We start from the raw sequence: 18,143 nt of genomic DNA on the forward strand, positions 1-18,143 counted from the left end.
CTAGTATATCCATGTACAAAAAAAGAAACCTCTCTAGGTTTCTTTTTTTGTGAAGATTTATTTGTTTTTTATATTCTCAATTATTCTAGAAATTATATCTATCCTCTTAAATGGAGTTATTAAATAATACCCATCTACATATTCAGAAATCTCTTCTGCAATTTGGGTTGATAATTTCACTGCAAGCTCTGTACCCTCTTCCTTTGAAATATCTTTATACATCTCAATTATCTCTTCTGAAACGTTAATTCCTGATATTTCATTGTTCATAAAGCAGGCATTTCTATAACTAACAACTGGAATGATTCCACCTAGTATTTTTACATCTAGTTCTTTTCTTGCAAGTTTTAGATTTTCTAGGGCCTCTTTAGTTAAAACAGGTTGGGTCAAAAACATGGTTATTCCATTTTCTATCTTTTTCTTTGCTTGTACCATCTGAGCATTAAAGTTTCTTGCATTGATATTTAAGGCCCCACAAACATTAAATGGACTTTTAAAGGTTGTTTCATTTAAGTTTGTTATATAGTTTGCAAGTATTGATGAATTAAAACTAAATACTCCCTTAACTTCATCTCTTTCAGCAGAAGGTATAGGATCACCAGTTACAACTAAAACATTATTCACCCCTTCTATATTAAGGCCCAAAAGAAGAGCTTTTGTAGCATTTATATTTCTGTCTCTACAGGTCATATGAGGAATTGGTGTTATATCTAGTTCTCTCTTAAGTTTACAAGCAAGTATACTGCTATCAACTCTAGCTCTTGCAATAGGACAATCAGCTATAGTTATAGCATCTACTCCCTGATCTTTCAGTTTCTTTGCACTACTCATAAAAAAGTCTATTTCTGTATCTATAGGAGGATCTAATTCAACTGCAATTATCTTCTCTCCCTTATCTAACTTTTCGATAAGTTTATTTTTCACCTCTGATTTTTTGATTTCTGATGGTTTTGATATCTTGTCATAAACAATATCATCTAAACTAAGTTCTTTTAGTTTCAAAACCATTGCTTTTATATACTCTGGAGTTGTCCCACAACATCCACCTAAAATACTTACTCCTAATTTCGCTATTTCAAACATCTGACTTGCAAAATACTCTTTACTGTTATCAAAAAAAGTACGGTTATTTATTATAGTCGGATAACCTGAGTTTGGCATTATGGATATGGTTTTATCTTCAATATTAAACTCTTTTATATACTGAAGAAGATGGTAGGGACCTGAAAAACAGTTAAAACCTAAAGCATCAATTTCAGTAATCTTTGAAAGTTTATCTATAAGTTTCTTTCCTGAATTTCCAAGCCTTGTGTACCCTTCTGGAGAAACAGCAAACTCCACAAGAATAAAAGCTTTGTGATTTTTACTTTTTATATATTTGCAGATATCAACTAAACATTCCTCTTGGCTAAAGGTTTCAAATATGAAGTTGTCTGCACCTAAATCAAGAAATACATCTACTATTTCTTGGTACTCTTTAAATAATTCATGTCCTTCTAGTTCTTTGATGGGCCCAATATCAGCAAAAACTGAAACTGATGTACCTTTAGTTGCCTCTTTTGCAACTTCATAACCCTCTTTGATGACCCTCTTAACTACATCAAAATCACTTTCTAATGCCTCTTTATTTGCACCAAAGGTATTAGTTCTTATAGCCCCACAACCTGCATCTATATATTCCTTGTGTATATCTAAAACAGTTTGCCTATCATAAAGATTTCCAAGCTCACACTTAGTTGATGGATTTTTACTTACTATACTGTAGTAAGTACCCATTGCTCCATCAAAAATCAGCGGTTTCTTTTTTGTTTTCATTTGTATCCTCCTAAACAAATTTATCTCTTACCTCAAAGGAAATTACATAGCATTAATATCCTTTATTCCATTACTAAATTTACTATAACACATATGGGTAAGGATTTGTGTTATTTCTTTAATGGTACTATGAACAAGTCTAAAAGTAGAAATAGAGCATTTCAAATAATAACTCACTCAACTTCTCTAGGGGAAACTTATCCTTTAAAATTTCATTATATCTATTAGATGCTTTCTATTCGAAGTTGTAACTAGGGCTACACTCCCTCCAAATTGTTCAGTGATATATTTTATTACCCATGAGTTAGGATCTGATTCTTTATCTAATAATCTTTGTAACTTCCTTTGATTATACAATGTATTATATTCTTCTTTTTCTATCTCTCTTTTATTATATTGACCTTTAAGTAATGGAGAGAAAGCAACTAAAGTTAAATCATTATGATATTTTAAGTAATCACTAAGATCTCCATCAACTGCAACTTGTGGGTAAAAATCAGCATCAATAGTTGGTGTTAAATAACTATATCTCTGTTGAATTGCAGAAAAGAATTTATAACCATTTTTAATACAAATATTCCTTGCTCGTTCAATACGCCAAGTTCTAAAATTGCTACATCCAATCTCTTTAATCAAGCCCTTTTCTACAAGTTCGTTTAAGGTTTCTAAAGTTTCTTCCTGTGGAGTGTTATAATCATCTACATGTAAATATAATAAATCAATATAATCTGTATTCAAATTTTCTAAAGACTTTTGTACAGATTCTAAGATAACTTTTCGTCCCAATCCTTGCATATTAGAAAAATCTCTATTTTCAATGTTTTTAGGTAGTGCACCAAGCTTTGTTGCTATTATAATTTCTTTTCTGTTATTGTTTTTATTTAACCACTTTCCTATAACTCTCTCGCTCTCACCACCATTTCCACCATTCCAAACCGCATAGTTATTTGCTGTATCTATAAGATTCCCCCCTTCATTAATATAATCATCCATTAACTTAAAAGAGTCCTCTTCACTTGTCTTTGTTCCAAAATTTATTGCTCCAAGTCCAATATTAGATACTCTTAATGATGAACTTCCTAATAATATTTTTTCCATCTAAAAACACCTCCTAAAAATATTATATTTTAGGTTATAAAATATTGAAATTAGGTACTTTATTGTGCTATAGTTACAAAAAAGTACCTAAGGAGATAATTATGATAATAAATGAATGGGAAGAGGGATGTCCTTTATTGTTAACCCAGAGAATAATTTTGGGTAAATGGAAGTTATCTATAATATGGTTTTTAGCCAGAAATGAAGTCATGAGGCACTCAGAATTAAAAAGGGCCTTTGATGATTCCTCCCTTACTCAAAAGATGCTCACTCAGCATTTAAGGGAACTTGAAGATGATAATATTGTTGAAAGAAAAATCTACAATGAAGTTCCTCCTAAGGTTGAATACAGTCTAACAAAGGTTGGCAAGAGCTTTATTCCAGTACTTGATCTTATGGAAAAATGGGGAGAGTCTTATATAAAAATTGGTGCAGAAGATAATTAAAGCTTGATGTTCATATAATACAATACAGCCTACAATAGTTATACCTAAAATGTCGGATTCTCTATTTTTGCTTCTGTTATCCTGTATATGAAAGGAAGGGATTTTAATGGATTCACTTAAAAATATGAATGATGCTCTAAAGTACATTGAAAAAAATCTTGAGTATGAAATAGATTATAAGGAGATAGCTAGACTAGCTTTATGTTCTGAATATCATTTCAAAAGAATGTTTTCTTTTTTAGCTGGAATTCCACTATCAGAATATATCAGAAGGAGAAGACTCACTGTTGCAGCTTTTGAACTTACAAACAGTGATATAAAGGTGATAGACCTTGCTGTTAAGTATGGGTATAATTCTCCTGATGCTTTTTCAAGAGCCTTTCATAGTTTACATGGAGTTACTCCATCAGAAGCTAGAGATAATAGTCATTCATTAAAAGCTTATCCACCTATGACCTTCCAATTATCTATTAAGGGAGGAAACGAAATGAATTATCGTATTGTAGAAAAGGAAAAATTTAATATTATTGGATTGAAAAAGAGGGTTCCTATAGTTTTTGAAGGGGTTAATCCTGAGATTTCTAAGATGTGGCAAAGTTTGAATATGCAAATCATAACTGAACTTAAAGCACTTTCAAACATTGAACCATCAGGACTTATAAGCGCTTCTGTAAACTTCTCTGAAGGAAGAATGGAGGAAAAAGGTGAACTTGATCACTATATAGGAGTTGCTTCAACTAAAGAATGTCCAGATAATTTTGAAAAACTTGAAGTTAAAACATCAACTTGGGCCGTATTTGAAGCTGTTGGGCCTTTTCCAGAAACTCTTCAAAATATATGGGGACGTATTTACTCTGAGTGGTTCCCATCATCTAACTATGAAGTAGCTGAAGGACCTGAAATTCTATGGAATGAAAGTAAAGATACCTCATCTCCAACCTACAAAAGTGAGATATGGGTACCGGTTGTAAAAAAACAATAAGATCTTAAAGGGAACTTGTCTTAAGTTCTCTTTATTCTTTTATTGCTAACTTGGAGACATGCTTTTCTCCGTGACTATCAAAATACTTATAAAACTTCATGCCTATCTTCTCAGCAACCTTTTGTGAAGGAATATTTCTTTCACTTGTAATTGAAAAAACTCTAGAATAATTTAATATTTCAAAGGCATATTCCTTACAAGCCAAAGCAGCCTCTGTTGCATAACCTTTATTGCAATAATTCTTAATAATATGGAACCCAATCTCCGGCACAACTTCATCTTCAATTCTCTGCATTGTTATTCCACAATCCCCAAGAAAAACTTCTCCTTCTTTTAATATAACTGCCCATAAACCATGATTATACTTACTATAGTTTTCGATATTCCATTGAATCCACTTCTCTACTTTCTCTTCATCAAATACCTTAGGATAATATTTCATAGACTCAAAATCAGATAGAACCTTTGATAGCTCATTCTTATCTTCTGGTATAAGTTCTCTTAGATATAATCGTTTTGTTTCTATTACTTTTATGATTAATCACCTCAACTTATTTCATATTACTTAAATATGATGAACCTCTCGTTTATCATATTTTATCATGGGCCTCTTATATTTCTTCATATACCTTTTCTTGGACATCATATCTGATGTACCTTTTGATGGTCCTCTTATTTGCCCTAGTAAAATCAACTTTGTTTTAATAATCAAGATTATAATTTCTTTTTTGAATCTTGATAACCCTTACCTAAAATAAATATAATCACCCCAATTAACAAAGAAAATCCTTTCAATGAAACTAAGTATTAATTGTAATATGACTGAATTGATAAAATTAAACATAACCATCCTGAAGCAAAAATATTTAAGCAAATTGAAAAAATAAGATAACCACGACCAGCTCTTTTGTTTATTTTCATTTCCTTAAGTGATGATATAATAGCAATAATTGATATTACTATCATTGCAATCATTGATGTTATAAAGTTATAATATGAAAGCCTTGGTTGTTTAATTATTGAGTAATCTAAATACCTAAATAGTAGAAAAATAACAGCATATAGAATTATATAAAACCATGGTTTCTTAAATATCATGAAATCACTCCTCTATTATTTTGATGGGCCTAGTTAACTAAGATTACTTTAGTAATCAAGATGATGATTTATTTTTTAAGTATCCTCTTTAAATAAGCTATATCTAACAAATTTATAGTTTCAAAATTCCCTTTATAAAAAACAGCCCAGTTATTGAAAACACAAGGTAACGTCTTTGCTCTTTGTAGAGTATCCACTTGATTTAAAGATACAGGAACTTCATTCATTTCACAATACTGTTTTATCATCTCAATACTTTGATAAACATATGGACATTGCATATCATAATAAATTGTTAATTCTTCACTTTCAATTTTATGATTTTTAACACTGGATGAAAATTTTGGCATTGTACCATCAAAAGAAAGCGCAAGTAATTCATAATCGTCATCTGTATTATCAACAACCTCAAAGCCGAACTTCTTAACAAATGATTGGTCTGAAAGCCAAGCCTTCTGCTTTTTTGCTCCAAGCATGCAAATTCCTGATTTCCCCTTTGCTTTAGCATCAGCTAAACAATACTCCATCAACAAATTTCCATAACCTTTTCCCTTGTAATTACCTGAAACCCATAAACAATACACATAATAATAGTTGTCTCCGATTATTGGAACCCAAGCTGTTTCGAGAGGAGCATACTCAATAAAAACAGTAGCTTTTTCATTTAATTTTCTAAAGACATGACCTTCATTTAACCGTTCTGACAGCCATTCTTTTTTTGCATCAATACCTTTATGTGGCTTTTTACTACGTATAATGCAGCATACATGCTCATTGGCAAGGTTTTCTTTTGTTAGGTTTATAAATTCAGCACACATGTTTTAATTCTCCTCCCTTACAAAGCCTAATTCTTAAATTACTTCCAATCTATGATTTATTTCATATAATTTCTTATTGTGTCTACAGTTACTAATATATCATTGATGTTTTCTTTAGTTTTGTTGTTCTCTTTGGCATAAAGAAAAATATCGCGAACTGAAGATAATGAATTTGCAAACTTCTCATCCATCCACTCATATCTTGGCAACAACCATAAATGAAAGTGCCTTGACCTTTCTTCTTGAATAATTGTTACTTCTTTAATATCACTTATGATTTTTAATGCTTCTCTCGCCTTATAAGCTAACTCAAATAGTTCTTGTGATTCCTCATAAGTTAATTCTGAAATTGACTTAATATGTTTTTTTGAATCAATTATTAAAAATGCCTTAATTGGAACTTCTGGGTCTTGATGAAGAACGAAATTTTTAGTGCTTTTTATTATATCACCAGGCGGAGTAAACTCACCATTTCCTATGGAGCAGCCTAAACATTCACAACTCCATTCCTTATCTAAAATATCTCTTATTATCATAAAATCCTCTCCTCTAAAACTCAATGCCTCTCATTTTTTAAATATATAAATAAAGATAAATTCAGCATATTTACAACAAATTTAGTTTGGGAACCTGAATGAAACTAAGGTATATTAATGATGTTATTATTACTATGTTTATAGAATAACTTAACATTAAAAATTTTATTTCTTTAAAGTCATTTCTTTTTTCTCTATAATTTCGTGCTGATACAACTATGCTAATCAATAGGATTATAAGTTGTACTATAATAAACAAGTAGTTCCAGAATAAGGTTTCAGAATTTAATGTTATTCCTTTTGAAATCCTTGATATCTCATTATTTATAAAAATAGAAATTACTTGAACCCAAGGTAACATTATTATTAATGCCAATGAATATCTTTTTATATATTTTACCTTTAAAAAATACAGTATTAATATATTTAAGATGATTATTAACATACTGATTATAAAGTTATCCATAATTGTCCATAGACCTTGTACATAAAAAAGCCATTGTACACCAAAAAACATAAATATCTGATTCATATCTTTCCCCTTTGAAGTTAATTTGCATAGTTCATATCTCTTATTCAAATTATTAATTAAAATACAGTACCTTACACTTTATTTCAATATTTTAAATCTACTTTCCTAAAACAATAAGATTTCCTAAAGGTCGAAAACCGTTTTTCTCATAAAACTTATAAGATGGATAGTCTTTTTCTGTATTAAGTATCATGCCTTGAACATTCTCATCCAATAATAATTTTTCTATATGATTTAGGAATAAACTTCCGATACCTTCCCCTTGATAATCATAACTTATACAAAACTCATCTATATAATACTCCATGCCACATATCCAAGGCTTTTTCATACCTATACTTAATGCTACAATTTTACTATTTACTAAACCTATATAACCTAAAAAATAATTGTTTTGCATATGATTTATGAAAAATTTCTTTACCTGCTCTTTTGAATCATATTCGTCATTCCAAGGTTCTTTTGAAAATGTATCTATAAATAAATCAACACACTCTTCTAAATATTTCTCTTCAAATTTATTTACTTTAATCTCCATTTTATACTCCATATTTCTTTTAATTTACTATTTCTCTATCTCTTACCATAACTATGATTAAATTATACCACGTTTTGTAAATATATTCTTCATGCACCTTTTCTTATACCTAATTTTTATCTTCATATCCCTGATGCACCTCTTGATGGGCCTAGTTAAAATATCTTAACATTAGGATTTTTATATCTTTTTCTTTTCATGGTTTTCTTATCCCATTGAATAGCTTCTTTAGGACAATATTGAATACATGCTGTACATTGTTCACACTTGTGTTTCCATGTTGGTTTTTCTCCATTAAATTCTATATTCTCTACTGGACAAACTTTTTCACAAAGCTTGCAACCATTACATTCATCAGTTACCCAAAAGTTTCTATCACTTTCATGAAAGCCTTCAACTATTTTATTAGTTTGTTTAATAAAAATCTTATCAACTAATCTATCAAGAACTAAACTTGTCACCTCACATGAGTGATTTTTTCTTTCCTTAATTATTTTTGATATCATTTCTATCTTTTTCTTTTCTTGATTAAAAACATCATTATAAGTGTGCATGTCTTTAGTATCATATTTTAGAATATTATTTGCAGGCATTTTAACTAAAAACCCTGAATTTAGATGTCCATGATTTTTTTCTAATAAATCTTTGAGTTTAAATAATACCTTAGCAGGTGCACCTCCATGAGTTACTATACTAAAAACATAGGTATCCTCACTTAAGTTTAAGCTTTTCATTACCTTCTCAACTATTAAAGGCAACCGTGCATAATAAACAGGAAATATTATTCCAAGAATTTTTGATTTAACCTCTATCTTTTCATCATTTCTCATAGAAGCTATCTTACATAAATTAAGAGTAGATAAGCTATTTTGAATATCTTTTGCTACTTGATAACTGTTTCCTGTACCTGAAAAGTAAAGTATAGTATCTTCATTAATGATCATCATAAATGCCCCCTTTTCTTTTACAGAAAGTATACACCTTGTACCATACTACAGAGTCAAGCGCAAAATAAAAGCTTTCTTGAAATACCTCAAGAAAGCTTTTGATATACTAGTTATTCTCTTCTGCTACCTAAAAACTTATCATACAAAAATACAATAGCCGCAACTACCAATAATATATGTATAAGCCCTCCTCCTATTCTAAATAGAAGACCTAATAACCAAAAGAAAACTACAATTCCACCTAACCATCTTAAAAATTTCATTATAATCTCTCCTTTCTGCCTAGCTTCTAAATAGTTTGTATTGTCTATTTTTGTTTTATTATACCATAATATGCGTTATTAAACAATAATTATTGTTATTTATTTTCTTTTCTATAGCATTCTCTGTTTTCTGATAGTACATTATCATTAACTTTTTCTAAAAGCTTTTTTGTTTCACTTAAAGCATCTATTTTAACCTGTAATTCCTTGATTTTTTCTTCAACTATTATCTTTATACCTTCAACATGTCCACCTAATATATCTTCATATACCTCATCGAAAATCACTTTTATTTCTTTTAAAGAAAAACCATAACTTTTAACCATTAGAATAAATTCAACTTTCTCAACCTCATCTTCTGAATAAAGTCTATAGCCATTTTTATCCCTTTTGTTTTCTGTTAATAATCCTATATTCTCATAATATCTTATAGTTTCCCTATTTATATTTAACTTTTTTACTACCTCTCCAATTTTATAATAATTTTTCATAAAAATACTTTACCTCTTTACCTTTTTGTAAAGCATATTGAATTTCTTTTTTGGTACTTTCTCCAATATATCCATTTGCATTTACAACATATATTCCATCTGACATATCTATCTTATGATAATGAAGTTTTTCAAATAGTTTAATCTGCTCTTCAGTTATTTCTATATTATCACTTTGTTCAAAAAAACCTACTGTTAAAACTATACATCCATCTAATGTTAGTTTTGCCATTACTTCTTCAAATTGTTTCTTAAATTTTGTAGATCCACAAAGTGTAATTATTTTAGGTCTCAAATCTGTAGTATTTTCCATCATATTAACCTCTTTTCCTAGATATTATTAGTTAAGTCATCTAAAAACTTATTTATAGCAACTAATTCTTCTGTGCTATATTTTGAAATCATATCTTCAAATTTTTCATTCTGAGCCTTATGAATTTTTTCATGTATAAAAAATATTTCTCTACCTAACTTTGTTAGTATGTAATAAACTTCTTTTTTATTGCTTTCAAGTTTATCTGACTTTATTAAATCCTTGTCAAGGAGTTTAGTTGTTATTTTAGATATAGCCCCCTTAGTCATATTCAATTCTTTTGATATAAATGTTGTATTAGAAAATTTATTTTTTCCTATACAATCAATAACATGAACTTCTGACAAAGTTAAATTTTTATTTAATAGTTCTGCTATTTCATATTTATCTAACATCTCTTCTAAAGCTTTTTCATGTTCATCATCAAAGCTCCTTAATCTATTTATCAACATACTCATCTTTTTTGTTATATCTTGAACTTTATTATTATCCATAATTCTTCTCCTAAATATATACTTTCCTAAGAAACAATGTAATTATATCATTTTAAGTTTTTTATATCAACAAGGTGAAACTTATTGTTTACAAGGAAACCATGTTGTGTTAATATTATTTTAGTTTCTCAGGAAACCATGTTGATACCTAAATATTTTCTTAACTTGAAGGGAGAAATACATTGTGTTTAAGTTCATGCATTCTATTTTAAAATCAAAAGGAAATATAAAAAATGATACAAGCTCCTGCGTATATTGTGGAAAATGCGAAAAAATTTGCCCAGCTAATGCTATAAAAGTAACTCCAAATGAAGGTACATGGGTAATTGACAATGAGGTTTGCGTTAGATGCAAAAGATGTGTAAAAACTTGCCCAAAACAGTCTTTATCACTTGTGAAGAATTAGGTTTAATCTATAATAATAAAGCTGGAGTTATAGCTTATCCATAACTCCAGCTTCTATAGTATTTTTAAAGGTCAGCTGGGAACTTAATATCTAATTGACTTCTAACCTCGTCCATTATTTTTACTTCAATAACTGAATACTTATTATGTTTATGTGCATTTTCCTTTGAATTTATTAATCTTACTATTTCTTCAACTTCATAATACATGTTGTTAGGATGTTTACTTATTTCAATCTCTTCTGTTTCTCCGTTATTGTAGATGATTGAAAGTTCTCTTGTATCTGGTATTTCTTTTATTATCATACAGCCTTTTTCCCCTTGAATTTGACTAGGTAGCTTTGAATTAGTTATTTTTGAATATAATAACTCACCTTGCATACCATCATATTCAACTAAAATAGTTCCTGCTCCATCAATTCCATTTTCTAATTTTACAGCACTTGCTACTATCTTTTTAGGCATTCCAAAAAGTTTTACCATTGGGTGGATACAGTAAACACCTATATCCATAAGTGCTCCGTTTGAAAATTTAGGATTAAAAGCATTTTCTATAACACCATTTTTAAAATTATCATATCTTGAAGAGTATTGGCAGTACTGGAATGTAAGTCTTCTTACTTTTCCTATCTTATGAAGATTATCTTGTATTGCCTTAAATCCAGGATCAAAAACTGGACGCATTGCTTCTAATAAAATAACTCCATTATCATCTGCAGCTTTTAACATAGCTTCTAACTCCTTAATATTAGATGCTATGGTTTTTTCACATAAAACATGTTTTTTACCATTTAACATTTTTATTGATTGACTAGCATGTAGACTATTAGGACTAGCTACATACACTGCATCTATTTCATTGCTTGCTGCAAGTTCATCTAAATCATCATAAACTAAGGTAACTCCATATTTACTTCCAAACTCTAACGCTTTCTCTTTACTTCTTGAATAAACAGCTGCTAACTTAAAATCTTCACATAACATAGCTGCATTCAAAAATCCATCTGTTATCTTATTAGTACCTATTACCGCAAATCTTACCATTTTGCTACCTCCTTTTTCCTATATAAATAGTTTACATTACATACGGTATCAATTCAATAATCCTTTACTTAGTATTAAACTTTAGAGTAGGTTTTGTTATATATGTTCTTCTGCAAAATATTTCATGCTACTTTTTTTAAGTTCTTCAGTGCTATATAATATGCTGTAAGTTTTAATCCCAGATGCTTCTGAAATTCTTTCAACTATTTTCTCGCAAGTTTTTTTATCTTCTCCATGAATCATAGTAAATACATTATAAGGCCAATTAGGATAGGTTGGTCTTTCATAACAGTGAGTAACTTCTGAAAATGAAACCATAATCTTACTCACTCTCTTAATCTCTTTTTCTGGAACGACCCATACTACCATTCCATTCCCTTTTATTCCAACATTTCTGTGATTTAGAGAAGCACCAAATCTTCTTATAACTCCTCTATCCTTAAGTTCTTTTATCCTATCTAAGAGTTCTTCTTCTGTAATTCCAAGTTCACAGGCTATCTCTTCATATGGATTAGGAACTAGGGGTAAATCTTCTTGAAGTTTTCTAATTATAGCTTTATCTAAATAACTAAACATAGCTTTTCTCCTTAAGATTAAAACTCACATTTATCTTAAATAAATTTATAGAAGGTAATTCCATTATCTCTTCTATTCCTGTATTACTCTTAATTTCCTCAAGTATTCTTTTAACATTTTCTCTAGATGACGCTGTTAAAGTAAACCACATGTTAAAGCTGTGCTCTCTAATATAATTGTGGGTAACTCCATCATAGCTATTTATAATTTTTGAAACTTCTTTAATTTTTTCCTTTGGAACTTTAACTGCACATAAAGTGCTATAATAACCTACCTTTTTAGAATTAACTATTCCTCCTAAACGCCTTATATAACCATCTTTTTTAAGATCTTTTAGAAGTTCTATAACCTTAATTTCACTTACTCCTAGTTTCTCTGATATCTTTAAATAAGGTCTTGATTCTAATGGAAATTCATTTTGAATTAAATTAAGTAAATCAACACATATCTTATCCATTAATAACCTCAACTTCTTCATTAGCTGAGTATAGACAGACCTCATCTGATGACATATAATCTCCATCATTATAAAAGGCTGCACGAGCACGACACCCTCCACAGCTCTTTTTATATTCACATTCTCCACATTTTCCTTCATATTCTAAAGTCCTAAGTTCCTTAAATACAGGACTGTCTCTCCATAATTCACTGAAAGGAACATCTCTCACATTTCCTATAGGTTTATCCAGATATGCACAAGGCTGCACATCACCAACTGGACTTACAATGCAATAACTAACCCCTGCTAAACATCCTCTTCTAAACCTTGGTCTCATATTAAGTTCATTTGCAATCCTCATGAATTGTGGTGCACAGGTTGGTTTTAATTCTATGTCTACTTGTTTTTGCTTTATCATAATATCTTTAAGAAGTTTTTCATGTTGAAATGGGGTTAACGATTGATCTTCTATGTTTTCTCCTCTTCCTGTAGGAACTAAAAAAAAGATATGATGAGCAACCGCCCCAAGTCCCATACCAAAATTAGTTATATTAAGTATCTCATCCTTATTCCACTTCATCACAGTTGAATGTATTTGAAAAGGTAATCCTACGGCTTTGCAGTTTTTCATACCTTTAACAGCTTCCACCCAAGCACTTTTAAATCCTCTAAACTCATCATGTTTTTTGGAATTAAGACTGTCTAAACTTATTCCTATTCCCATGGCACCTGAATCTTTTAATTTTTTTGCGATTTCTTCAGTTATAAGTGTTCCATTACTTCCAATAACAGGCCTAAGTCCACTATTTGAAGCATACTCAATAAGTTCATAAATATCTTCACGTATTAAAGGTTCCCCACCTGAAAAAATCATTATTTTAAAGCCAGCTTTTTTAACTTCATCTATAAGTTTTTTTCCTTCTAAGGTGTTTAATTCTCTCTCAGCTTTAATTCCAGAGTTTCTGTAGCAATGTTTGCAATGCATATTACACTTATTAGTTGTGTTCCATGATATAATCATTGATATCCTCCTAAACTAATCCAAGTTTCTCCCCTACCCCTATTTCTTCATCAGTCAAATAACACGCAGGATCAGATGCCCAAAAATCTCCTGTCACAGCCTCTGCTCTTGATCTAAAATTGCCATTACACACATTAAGCCAGTTACATTTGCTGCACCTTCCCTTAAGAAGCCTCTTTCTATCTTTTAATCCTGCTAAAATTGGATTTGATATATCTGTCCATATATCCTTAAAATCTCTTTCTTTAACATTTCCAAATGTATACTGCGTAGTGAATTGATCACTATGTACATCCCCTTTATAATCTATATTAGCTATCGCTATCCCTGAGCGATTTCCCCCATTCATTTTCATTAAGTTTAATATATTTTTAGATAGATGAGGGTATTTTTTCTCTGCCTCAAGATATAGATATACGGTATCAGCATGATTATCTACCGTTAAAATCTCAACTTCACTTCCTAGTTTCATTGCATTATTAATTATTATATTCATAGCTCTTCTTGTTTCTTCATGAGATATATCTTCTTTCATCATTTCACTACCTCTGCCTGAATACACCAAATGATAAAAACATACTCTCTTAATTTTCTCTTCTTTAACTAGGTAAAAAATTTCCTCAAGTTCATCATAATTATTACTGTTAATAGTAAATCTTAATCCAACTTTTTGATGGGCCTCCTGACAGTTTCTTATACCTTGAAGAGCACTATCAAAGGCCCCTCTACTTCCCCTAAAATCATCATGTCTTTTTCCTATTCCATCTAAGCTAATTCCAACATACCCAACTTTTCTTTCTTTAAGTTTTCTTGCCATTTCCTTATCAATAAGTGTTCCATTAGTTGATATGGTACTTCTTATATTGTACCTCCTAGCATAATCAACTAAGTCCAAAATATCTTCTCTAATAAGGGGTTCACCTCCTGAAAATAGTATTACAGGTACATTAAAATGGTGTAAATCCTCTATTAATTTTTTCCCTTCATAAGTAGTAAGTTCACCTTCATATTTCTTGTTATCTGAGTCTGCATAACAGTGCTTACACTTCAAATTACAGGTTCTAGTACAGTTCCAAACAACTACTGGCCCTCTATCTAAATTAACTCCATGTTTAGCTTCATTAGCACCATGAGTATATCTAAGTTTATCTCCAAAACTTTCTGTCCCACATAGCAGTTTAGATACACCTATCATAATGCACCTCCTATCCATAATTAACGCGACTTTGGTATTTTTCCCAATTATTCATATTTTATTAGAGTTTTTTGATTATTTTTGTATATTTTTTGTTAACAGATTTTGATGGGCCTTCTTATAAATCATGAAAAAGAACATGAAAAAAGATCAGTACCAACTCTTATGGTTGATACTGATCTTTTAATTATTTAAGTTTTATTTCAGATGGATATTCCCATCTCTCAAGTTCTTCAGGGGCAAAAGCTCTAGGTTCTTTTCCACCACCTATAACCAAAGCTCTATAATATACCTCAGCTAACTCTTCTATATAATGAGCTTTTAATAATGCATTTTTAGGTTCACTATCTACAGCTACCGCTCCATGGGCCTCTAAAAGAATGCAATCAGATCTTTTTATAGGTTCTATAACACTGTTTGATAGTTCTCTTGTACCTGGTCTTCCATAAGGTGCAACAGGAATCATGGCATCTTTAAGTCCTAAAGTTGCGCATTCATATATTATTGCAGGTATTGGTTTATTTACTACAGCAAATGAGGTCGCAATACGTGAGTGTGTATGTACAACAGCCCCTACATCTTCTCTTGTTTTATAAATTTCTAAATGCATTAAAAGTTCACTTGTAGGCTTCAAATCAGTTACTGCTTCTATAACGTTTGCATCTAAATCTACTACACAAATATCATGATAAGTTAATTCTGCTCTATCTACAGAAGCTGGTGTAACTACAACATATCCTGTTTCTTTATCCCTTATACTAAAATTTCCTGACTTGTGCTTACATAACCCTGATTGATCTGCTTCCTTAGCTATTTTTACAACTTCTTTCTTTAATTCTTCTAACATACTAATTCTCCCCCTATATTTTAATAATTTATGTCAACAATTTAAGACCAGTATACTTTAATATGGTACAGAAATTGTTTACAAACTAATAAAAAGCCACTTATTTAATTAATGGCATAAAAATATCATCCACAATTTCATTCAGTACATTCTCTGTTATTGGTTTATGTGTAGTAAGAATTTCATACCTTACTAAATCTAAAGGCAAGGAAATAATCCTCGAAGTTATTTTTTCTAAGTCAACCTCTCCTCTTAATTCAGCATTTTTTAAAATATCTCTCATATAATTTTCAAATCTACCTTCAATTCCGCTCATAATCTGAGGAAATGAATTTATTATATGTTTACTGAAATACTCTACCATAAGACCATGAATAGTTTCTCCCCCTATCATCTGTAGTGGCACTGCAATTCTTTTTAATAGTAGAAATACATCCTCTCTTAGATTTCCTGTATTAGGAGTTACTTTTTCAGATCTAGGGATATATTTTTTTAATGTTTCAATGACAAGCCTACTTTTATTTTCCCATCGTCTATATATTACGGCCTTATTAGTTTTTGCTCTTGCTGCAACACCTTCTATGGTTAAGCTTGTGTATCCCATCTCTGAAAGTTCATCCCAACAAGCCTTAAGTATTGCATCAACAAGCTCATCTCCACGCCGCCTTGTTAATGTTTTTTTATCTATATCATTTTTATCCATGCCTAAATTACCTCAAAAACTTTTTTATATTGCATTACTTATAAATTTATTATAACATAAAATAAGAAACTAATCGTATCTTATTTTATGAAAGGAAGTTTAATCATGGAAAATAATGCAGAAAAAATTTTATCTCTGGAAAAAGAAAAACTTGATCCTTTATTAGTTAAAATCTCACTAATAATGATATTTGGCTCTTTAGCTCCACTACTTGACTCCACCATGGTAAATATAGCAATTAAAACAATTGCTGTTGATTTAAACAGTACTGTATCAGTTATTCAGTGGGTAACAACTGGATATGTACTTGCTATGGCAGTTGTTGTTCCTATATCAGGTTGGGCTATACAAAGATTTAGCGGAAAGTATGTTTATATGTTTTCACTTTTTTTATTTCTAGTTGGTTCAGTTTTATCAGCTGTTTCTTGGAACATAGAAAGCCTTATAGCTTTTAGAATCATTCAAGGAGCTGGAGCTGGTCTATTAATACCTACTCTTCAAACACTTCTTGTACAAGCTTCTGGTGGGAAAAGCCTTGGAAGTTTGATGTCTCTAGTTGGTATTCCAGCAGTTCTTGGTCCTATACTTGGTCCTATGCTTGGAGGAATAATTGTAGATAGTTTAAACTGGAGATGGATTTTCTATGTTAATATCCCTATAACCGCTATCGCACTTTTTCTATCATGGTTTGGATTACCTAAAGATAAAAGCAAAGAATTAAAACAAAAGCTAGATGTTATAGGTATCTCTCTATTATCTTCTGGTTTTGCTGTACTTATTTACGGAATATCAAAGGTAAGTTCTAATGGAGGCTTTAATAATAAAGAAGTTATCATTCCCTCTATGATTGGCTTAATTCTCCTTGTTATATTTACAGTGTATTCACTAAATAAAGAAAAAGCTGTAATAGATATTCGTCTATTTAAGATAGTTAACTTTTCTGCATCCTCCTTTTTGTTATTTTTATCAGGAATAGCTGTAAATGGAGCAATGCTGCTTTTACCTTTATATTATCAGCAAGTTCGAGGTCAAAGTGTTTTTTTAACTGGAGTAGCTCTTATCCCTCAAGGGGTAGGTATGCTATTAACCAGAAGTCAAGTTGGTAAATTAACTGATAAAATAGGCTCTAGGGTAATAGTACTTGTTAGCTTAGTTGTAACTATATTAGGGACTGTGCCTTTTGCTTTTGCTAATCAAGATACAAAAAGTTTTACTTTATTCCTTGCCTTGCTTATACGCGGTGCTGGTTTAGGAGGAGTAACAATACCTATATTAGCTTCAGCTTATGAAGGGCTAGATAGAAGCAAAATACCTGATGCTAGTATTGCTACAAGAATACTTCAAACCATAGGAGGAGCCTTTGGTTCAGCTGTTCTTGCAACAATTGTTCAACATCAAATTTTAGTGAATAATGCAACAAGTATTCAAGGTTTATTAGATGCCTATCACGTAGCATTTTTATGGTCTGTAGGTTTCGCAATTATTGCATTATTCCCAGCACTTTTATTACCTGTTCATAAAACTGAGTAACAAAAAAAAGATT

Annotated in this window: 26 protein-coding genes; 4 read left to right on the plus strand and 22 right to left on the minus strand. The window is 30.4% G+C overall.

Features of this window, described 5'->3' with window-relative positions; translation table 11 throughout:
* Positions 1-57: 57 nt before the first annotated feature.
* The 3 genes from BUA92_RS04145 to BUA92_RS04155 are packed head-to-tail and all read right to left on the minus strand — an operon-like array spanning position 58 to position 2,913.
* The gene (locus tag BUA92_RS04145; protein ID WP_073017032.1) at positions 58-1,815 is read right to left on the minus strand and encodes a bifunctional homocysteine S-methyltransferase/methylenetetrahydrofolate reductase; all 1,758 of its coding nucleotides are present in this window, start codon (positions 1,813-1,815) and stop codon (positions 58-60) included.
* 42 nt (positions 1,816-1,857) lie between these two features.
* Entirely contained in the window at positions 1,858-1,992 is a 135-nt protein-coding gene (locus BUA92_RS22945) for a hypothetical protein (RefSeq protein WP_139259295.1), read from the minus strand.
* Positions 1,993-2,019: 27 nt separating this feature from the next.
* Positions 2,020-2,913 (minus strand): aldo/keto reductase, encoded by an 894-nt coding sequence (locus tag BUA92_RS04155; protein WP_073017035.1) that lies wholly within the window; start codon positions 2,911-2,913, stop codon positions 2,020-2,022.
* Positions 2,914-3,014: 101 nt separating this feature from the next.
* On the opposite strand from BUA92_RS04155, the gene BUA92_RS04160 reads away from it, so the two are divergent.
* Complete coding sequence (locus BUA92_RS04160; protein WP_073017037.1) at positions 3,015-3,359, plus strand: winged helix-turn-helix transcriptional regulator; 345 nt, start codon at positions 3,015-3,017, stop codon at positions 3,357-3,359.
* Between the two features lie 106 nt (positions 3,360-3,465).
* Complete coding sequence (locus tag BUA92_RS04165; RefSeq protein ID WP_073017039.1) at positions 3,466-4,341, plus strand: AraC family transcriptional regulator; 876 nt, start codon at positions 3,466-3,468, stop codon at positions 4,339-4,341.
* 31 nt (positions 4,342-4,372) lie between these two features.
* Here the strand turns inward: BUA92_RS04165 and BUA92_RS04170 are convergent, their stop codons facing one another.
* The 12 genes from BUA92_RS04170 to BUA92_RS04215 form a co-directional block, all read right to left on the minus strand.
* Positions 4,373-4,879 carry a GNAT family N-acetyltransferase gene (locus BUA92_RS04170; protein ID WP_207650338.1) on the minus strand — a complete coding sequence of 169 codons (507 nt, stop codon included), beginning with the start codon at positions 4,877-4,879 and terminating at the stop codon, positions 4,373-4,375.
* Positions 4,880-4,906: 27 nt separating this feature from the next.
* Positions 4,907-5,053: a hypothetical protein gene (locus BUA92_RS23465; RefSeq protein WP_207650333.1), complete on the minus strand. Its 147-nt coding sequence runs from the start codon at positions 5,051-5,053 to the stop codon at positions 4,907-4,909.
* A gap of 95 nt (positions 5,054-5,148) precedes the next feature.
* Positions 5,149-5,439, minus strand: a complete 291-nt coding sequence (locus tag BUA92_RS04175; protein WP_073017043.1) for a hypothetical protein — start codon at positions 5,437-5,439, stop codon at positions 5,149-5,151.
* 68 nt (positions 5,440-5,507) lie between these two features.
* Positions 5,508-6,257 carry a GNAT family N-acetyltransferase gene (locus tag BUA92_RS04180; RefSeq protein ID WP_073017045.1) on the minus strand — a complete coding sequence of 250 codons (750 nt, stop codon included), beginning with the start codon at positions 6,255-6,257 and terminating at the stop codon, positions 5,508-5,510.
* Positions 6,258-6,313: 56 nt separating this feature from the next.
* On the minus strand, positions 6,314-6,793 hold the full coding sequence (locus BUA92_RS04185) for an HIT family protein (RefSeq protein WP_073017047.1): 480 nt from the start codon (positions 6,791-6,793) through the stop codon (positions 6,314-6,316).
* Between the two features lie 70 nt (positions 6,794-6,863).
* A complete protein-coding gene (locus tag BUA92_RS04190; RefSeq protein WP_073017049.1) occupies positions 6,864-7,325 on the minus strand; it encodes a hypothetical protein in 462 nt (153 codons plus the stop codon).
* A 97-nt stretch (positions 7,326-7,422) separates the two neighbouring features.
* Complete coding sequence (locus BUA92_RS04195) at positions 7,423-7,863, minus strand: GNAT family N-acetyltransferase (RefSeq protein ID WP_073017051.1); 441 nt, start codon at positions 7,861-7,863, stop codon at positions 7,423-7,425.
* 155 nt (positions 7,864-8,018) lie between these two features.
* Entirely contained in the window at positions 8,019-8,810 is a 792-nt protein-coding gene (locus BUA92_RS04200; protein ID WP_242950053.1) for an EFR1 family ferrodoxin, read from the minus strand.
* A 110-nt stretch (positions 8,811-8,920) separates the two neighbouring features.
* Positions 8,921-9,073, minus strand: coding sequence for a lmo0937 family membrane protein (locus BUA92_RS22950; protein ID WP_139259296.1), 153 nt, complete (start codon positions 9,071-9,073; stop codon positions 8,921-8,923).
* A gap of 95 nt (positions 9,074-9,168) precedes the next feature.
* Positions 9,169-9,564 carry a MerR family transcriptional regulator gene (locus tag BUA92_RS04205; RefSeq protein WP_073017055.1) on the minus strand — a complete coding sequence of 132 codons (396 nt, stop codon included), beginning with the start codon at positions 9,562-9,564 and terminating at the stop codon, positions 9,169-9,171.
* Positions 9,548-9,877, minus strand: a complete 330-nt coding sequence (locus BUA92_RS04210; protein WP_139259297.1) for a hypothetical protein — start codon at positions 9,875-9,877, stop codon at positions 9,548-9,550. The genes BUA92_RS04205 and BUA92_RS04210 overlap by 17 nt, the downstream gene beginning before the upstream one ends.
* A gap of 17 nt (positions 9,878-9,894) precedes the next feature.
* On the minus strand, positions 9,895-10,371 hold the full coding sequence (locus BUA92_RS04215) for a MarR family transcriptional regulator (protein WP_073017060.1): 477 nt from the start codon (positions 10,369-10,371) through the stop codon (positions 9,895-9,897).
* Between the two features lie 184 nt (positions 10,372-10,555).
* Between BUA92_RS04215 and BUA92_RS04220 the strand changes: the two genes are divergently transcribed.
* Entirely contained in the window at positions 10,556-10,777 is a 222-nt protein-coding gene (locus BUA92_RS04220; RefSeq protein WP_073017063.1) for a DUF362 domain-containing protein, read from the plus strand.
* Positions 10,778-10,841: 64 nt separating this feature from the next.
* On the opposite strand, the gene BUA92_RS04225 is transcribed toward BUA92_RS04220, so the two are convergent.
* The 7 genes from BUA92_RS04225 to BUA92_RS04255 form a co-directional block, all read right to left on the minus strand.
* The gene (locus BUA92_RS04225) at positions 10,842-11,819 is read right to left on the minus strand and encodes a Gfo/Idh/MocA family protein (protein WP_073017065.1); all 978 of its coding nucleotides are present in this window, start codon (positions 11,817-11,819) and stop codon (positions 10,842-10,844) included.
* Positions 11,820-11,915: 96 nt separating this feature from the next.
* Complete coding sequence (ahbB, locus tag BUA92_RS04230) at positions 11,916-12,395, minus strand: siroheme decarboxylase subunit beta (RefSeq protein ID WP_073017067.1); 480 nt, start codon at positions 12,393-12,395, stop codon at positions 11,916-11,918.
* Positions 12,388-12,852, minus strand: coding sequence for a siroheme decarboxylase subunit alpha (gene ahbA / locus BUA92_RS04235; protein ID WP_073017069.1), 465 nt, complete (start codon positions 12,850-12,852; stop codon positions 12,388-12,390). The genes ahbB and ahbA overlap by 8 nt, the downstream gene beginning before the upstream one ends.
* Positions 12,845-13,855: a putative heme d1 biosynthesis radical SAM protein NirJ2 gene (gene nirJ2, locus BUA92_RS04240; RefSeq protein ID WP_073017071.1), complete on the minus strand. Its 1,011-nt coding sequence runs from the start codon at positions 13,853-13,855 to the stop codon at positions 12,845-12,847. Before nirJ2 ends, ahbA begins: the two co-directional genes overlap by 8 nt.
* Positions 13,856-13,865: 10 nt before the next feature.
* A complete protein-coding gene (gene nirJ1, locus BUA92_RS04245; protein ID WP_073017073.1) occupies positions 13,866-15,050 on the minus strand; it encodes a putative heme d1 biosynthesis radical SAM protein NirJ1 in 1,185 nt (394 codons plus the stop codon).
* 187 nt (positions 15,051-15,237) lie between these two features.
* Complete coding sequence (locus tag BUA92_RS04250) at positions 15,238-15,897, minus strand: class II aldolase/adducin family protein (protein ID WP_073017075.1); 660 nt, start codon at positions 15,895-15,897, stop codon at positions 15,238-15,240.
* Between the two features lie 100 nt (positions 15,898-15,997).
* On the minus strand, positions 15,998-16,600 hold the full coding sequence (locus BUA92_RS04255) for a TetR/AcrR family transcriptional regulator (RefSeq protein ID WP_073017078.1): 603 nt from the start codon (positions 16,598-16,600) through the stop codon (positions 15,998-16,000).
* Positions 16,601-16,705: 105 nt separating this feature from the next.
* Here BUA92_RS04255 and BUA92_RS04260 point away from each other — a divergent pair, with 105 nt between their 5' ends.
* On the plus strand, positions 16,706-18,130 hold the full coding sequence (locus BUA92_RS04260) for a DHA2 family efflux MFS transporter permease subunit (RefSeq protein ID WP_073017080.1): 1,425 nt from the start codon (positions 16,706-16,708) through the stop codon (positions 18,128-18,130).
* Positions 18,131-18,143: the final 13 nt, after the last annotated feature.

The sequence above is a fragment of the Clostridium intestinale DSM 6191 genome, assembly GCF_900130055.1.
In the GTDB taxonomy this organism is placed as follows: domain Bacteria; phylum Bacillota; class Clostridia; order Clostridiales; family Clostridiaceae; genus Clostridium_T; species Clostridium_T intestinale.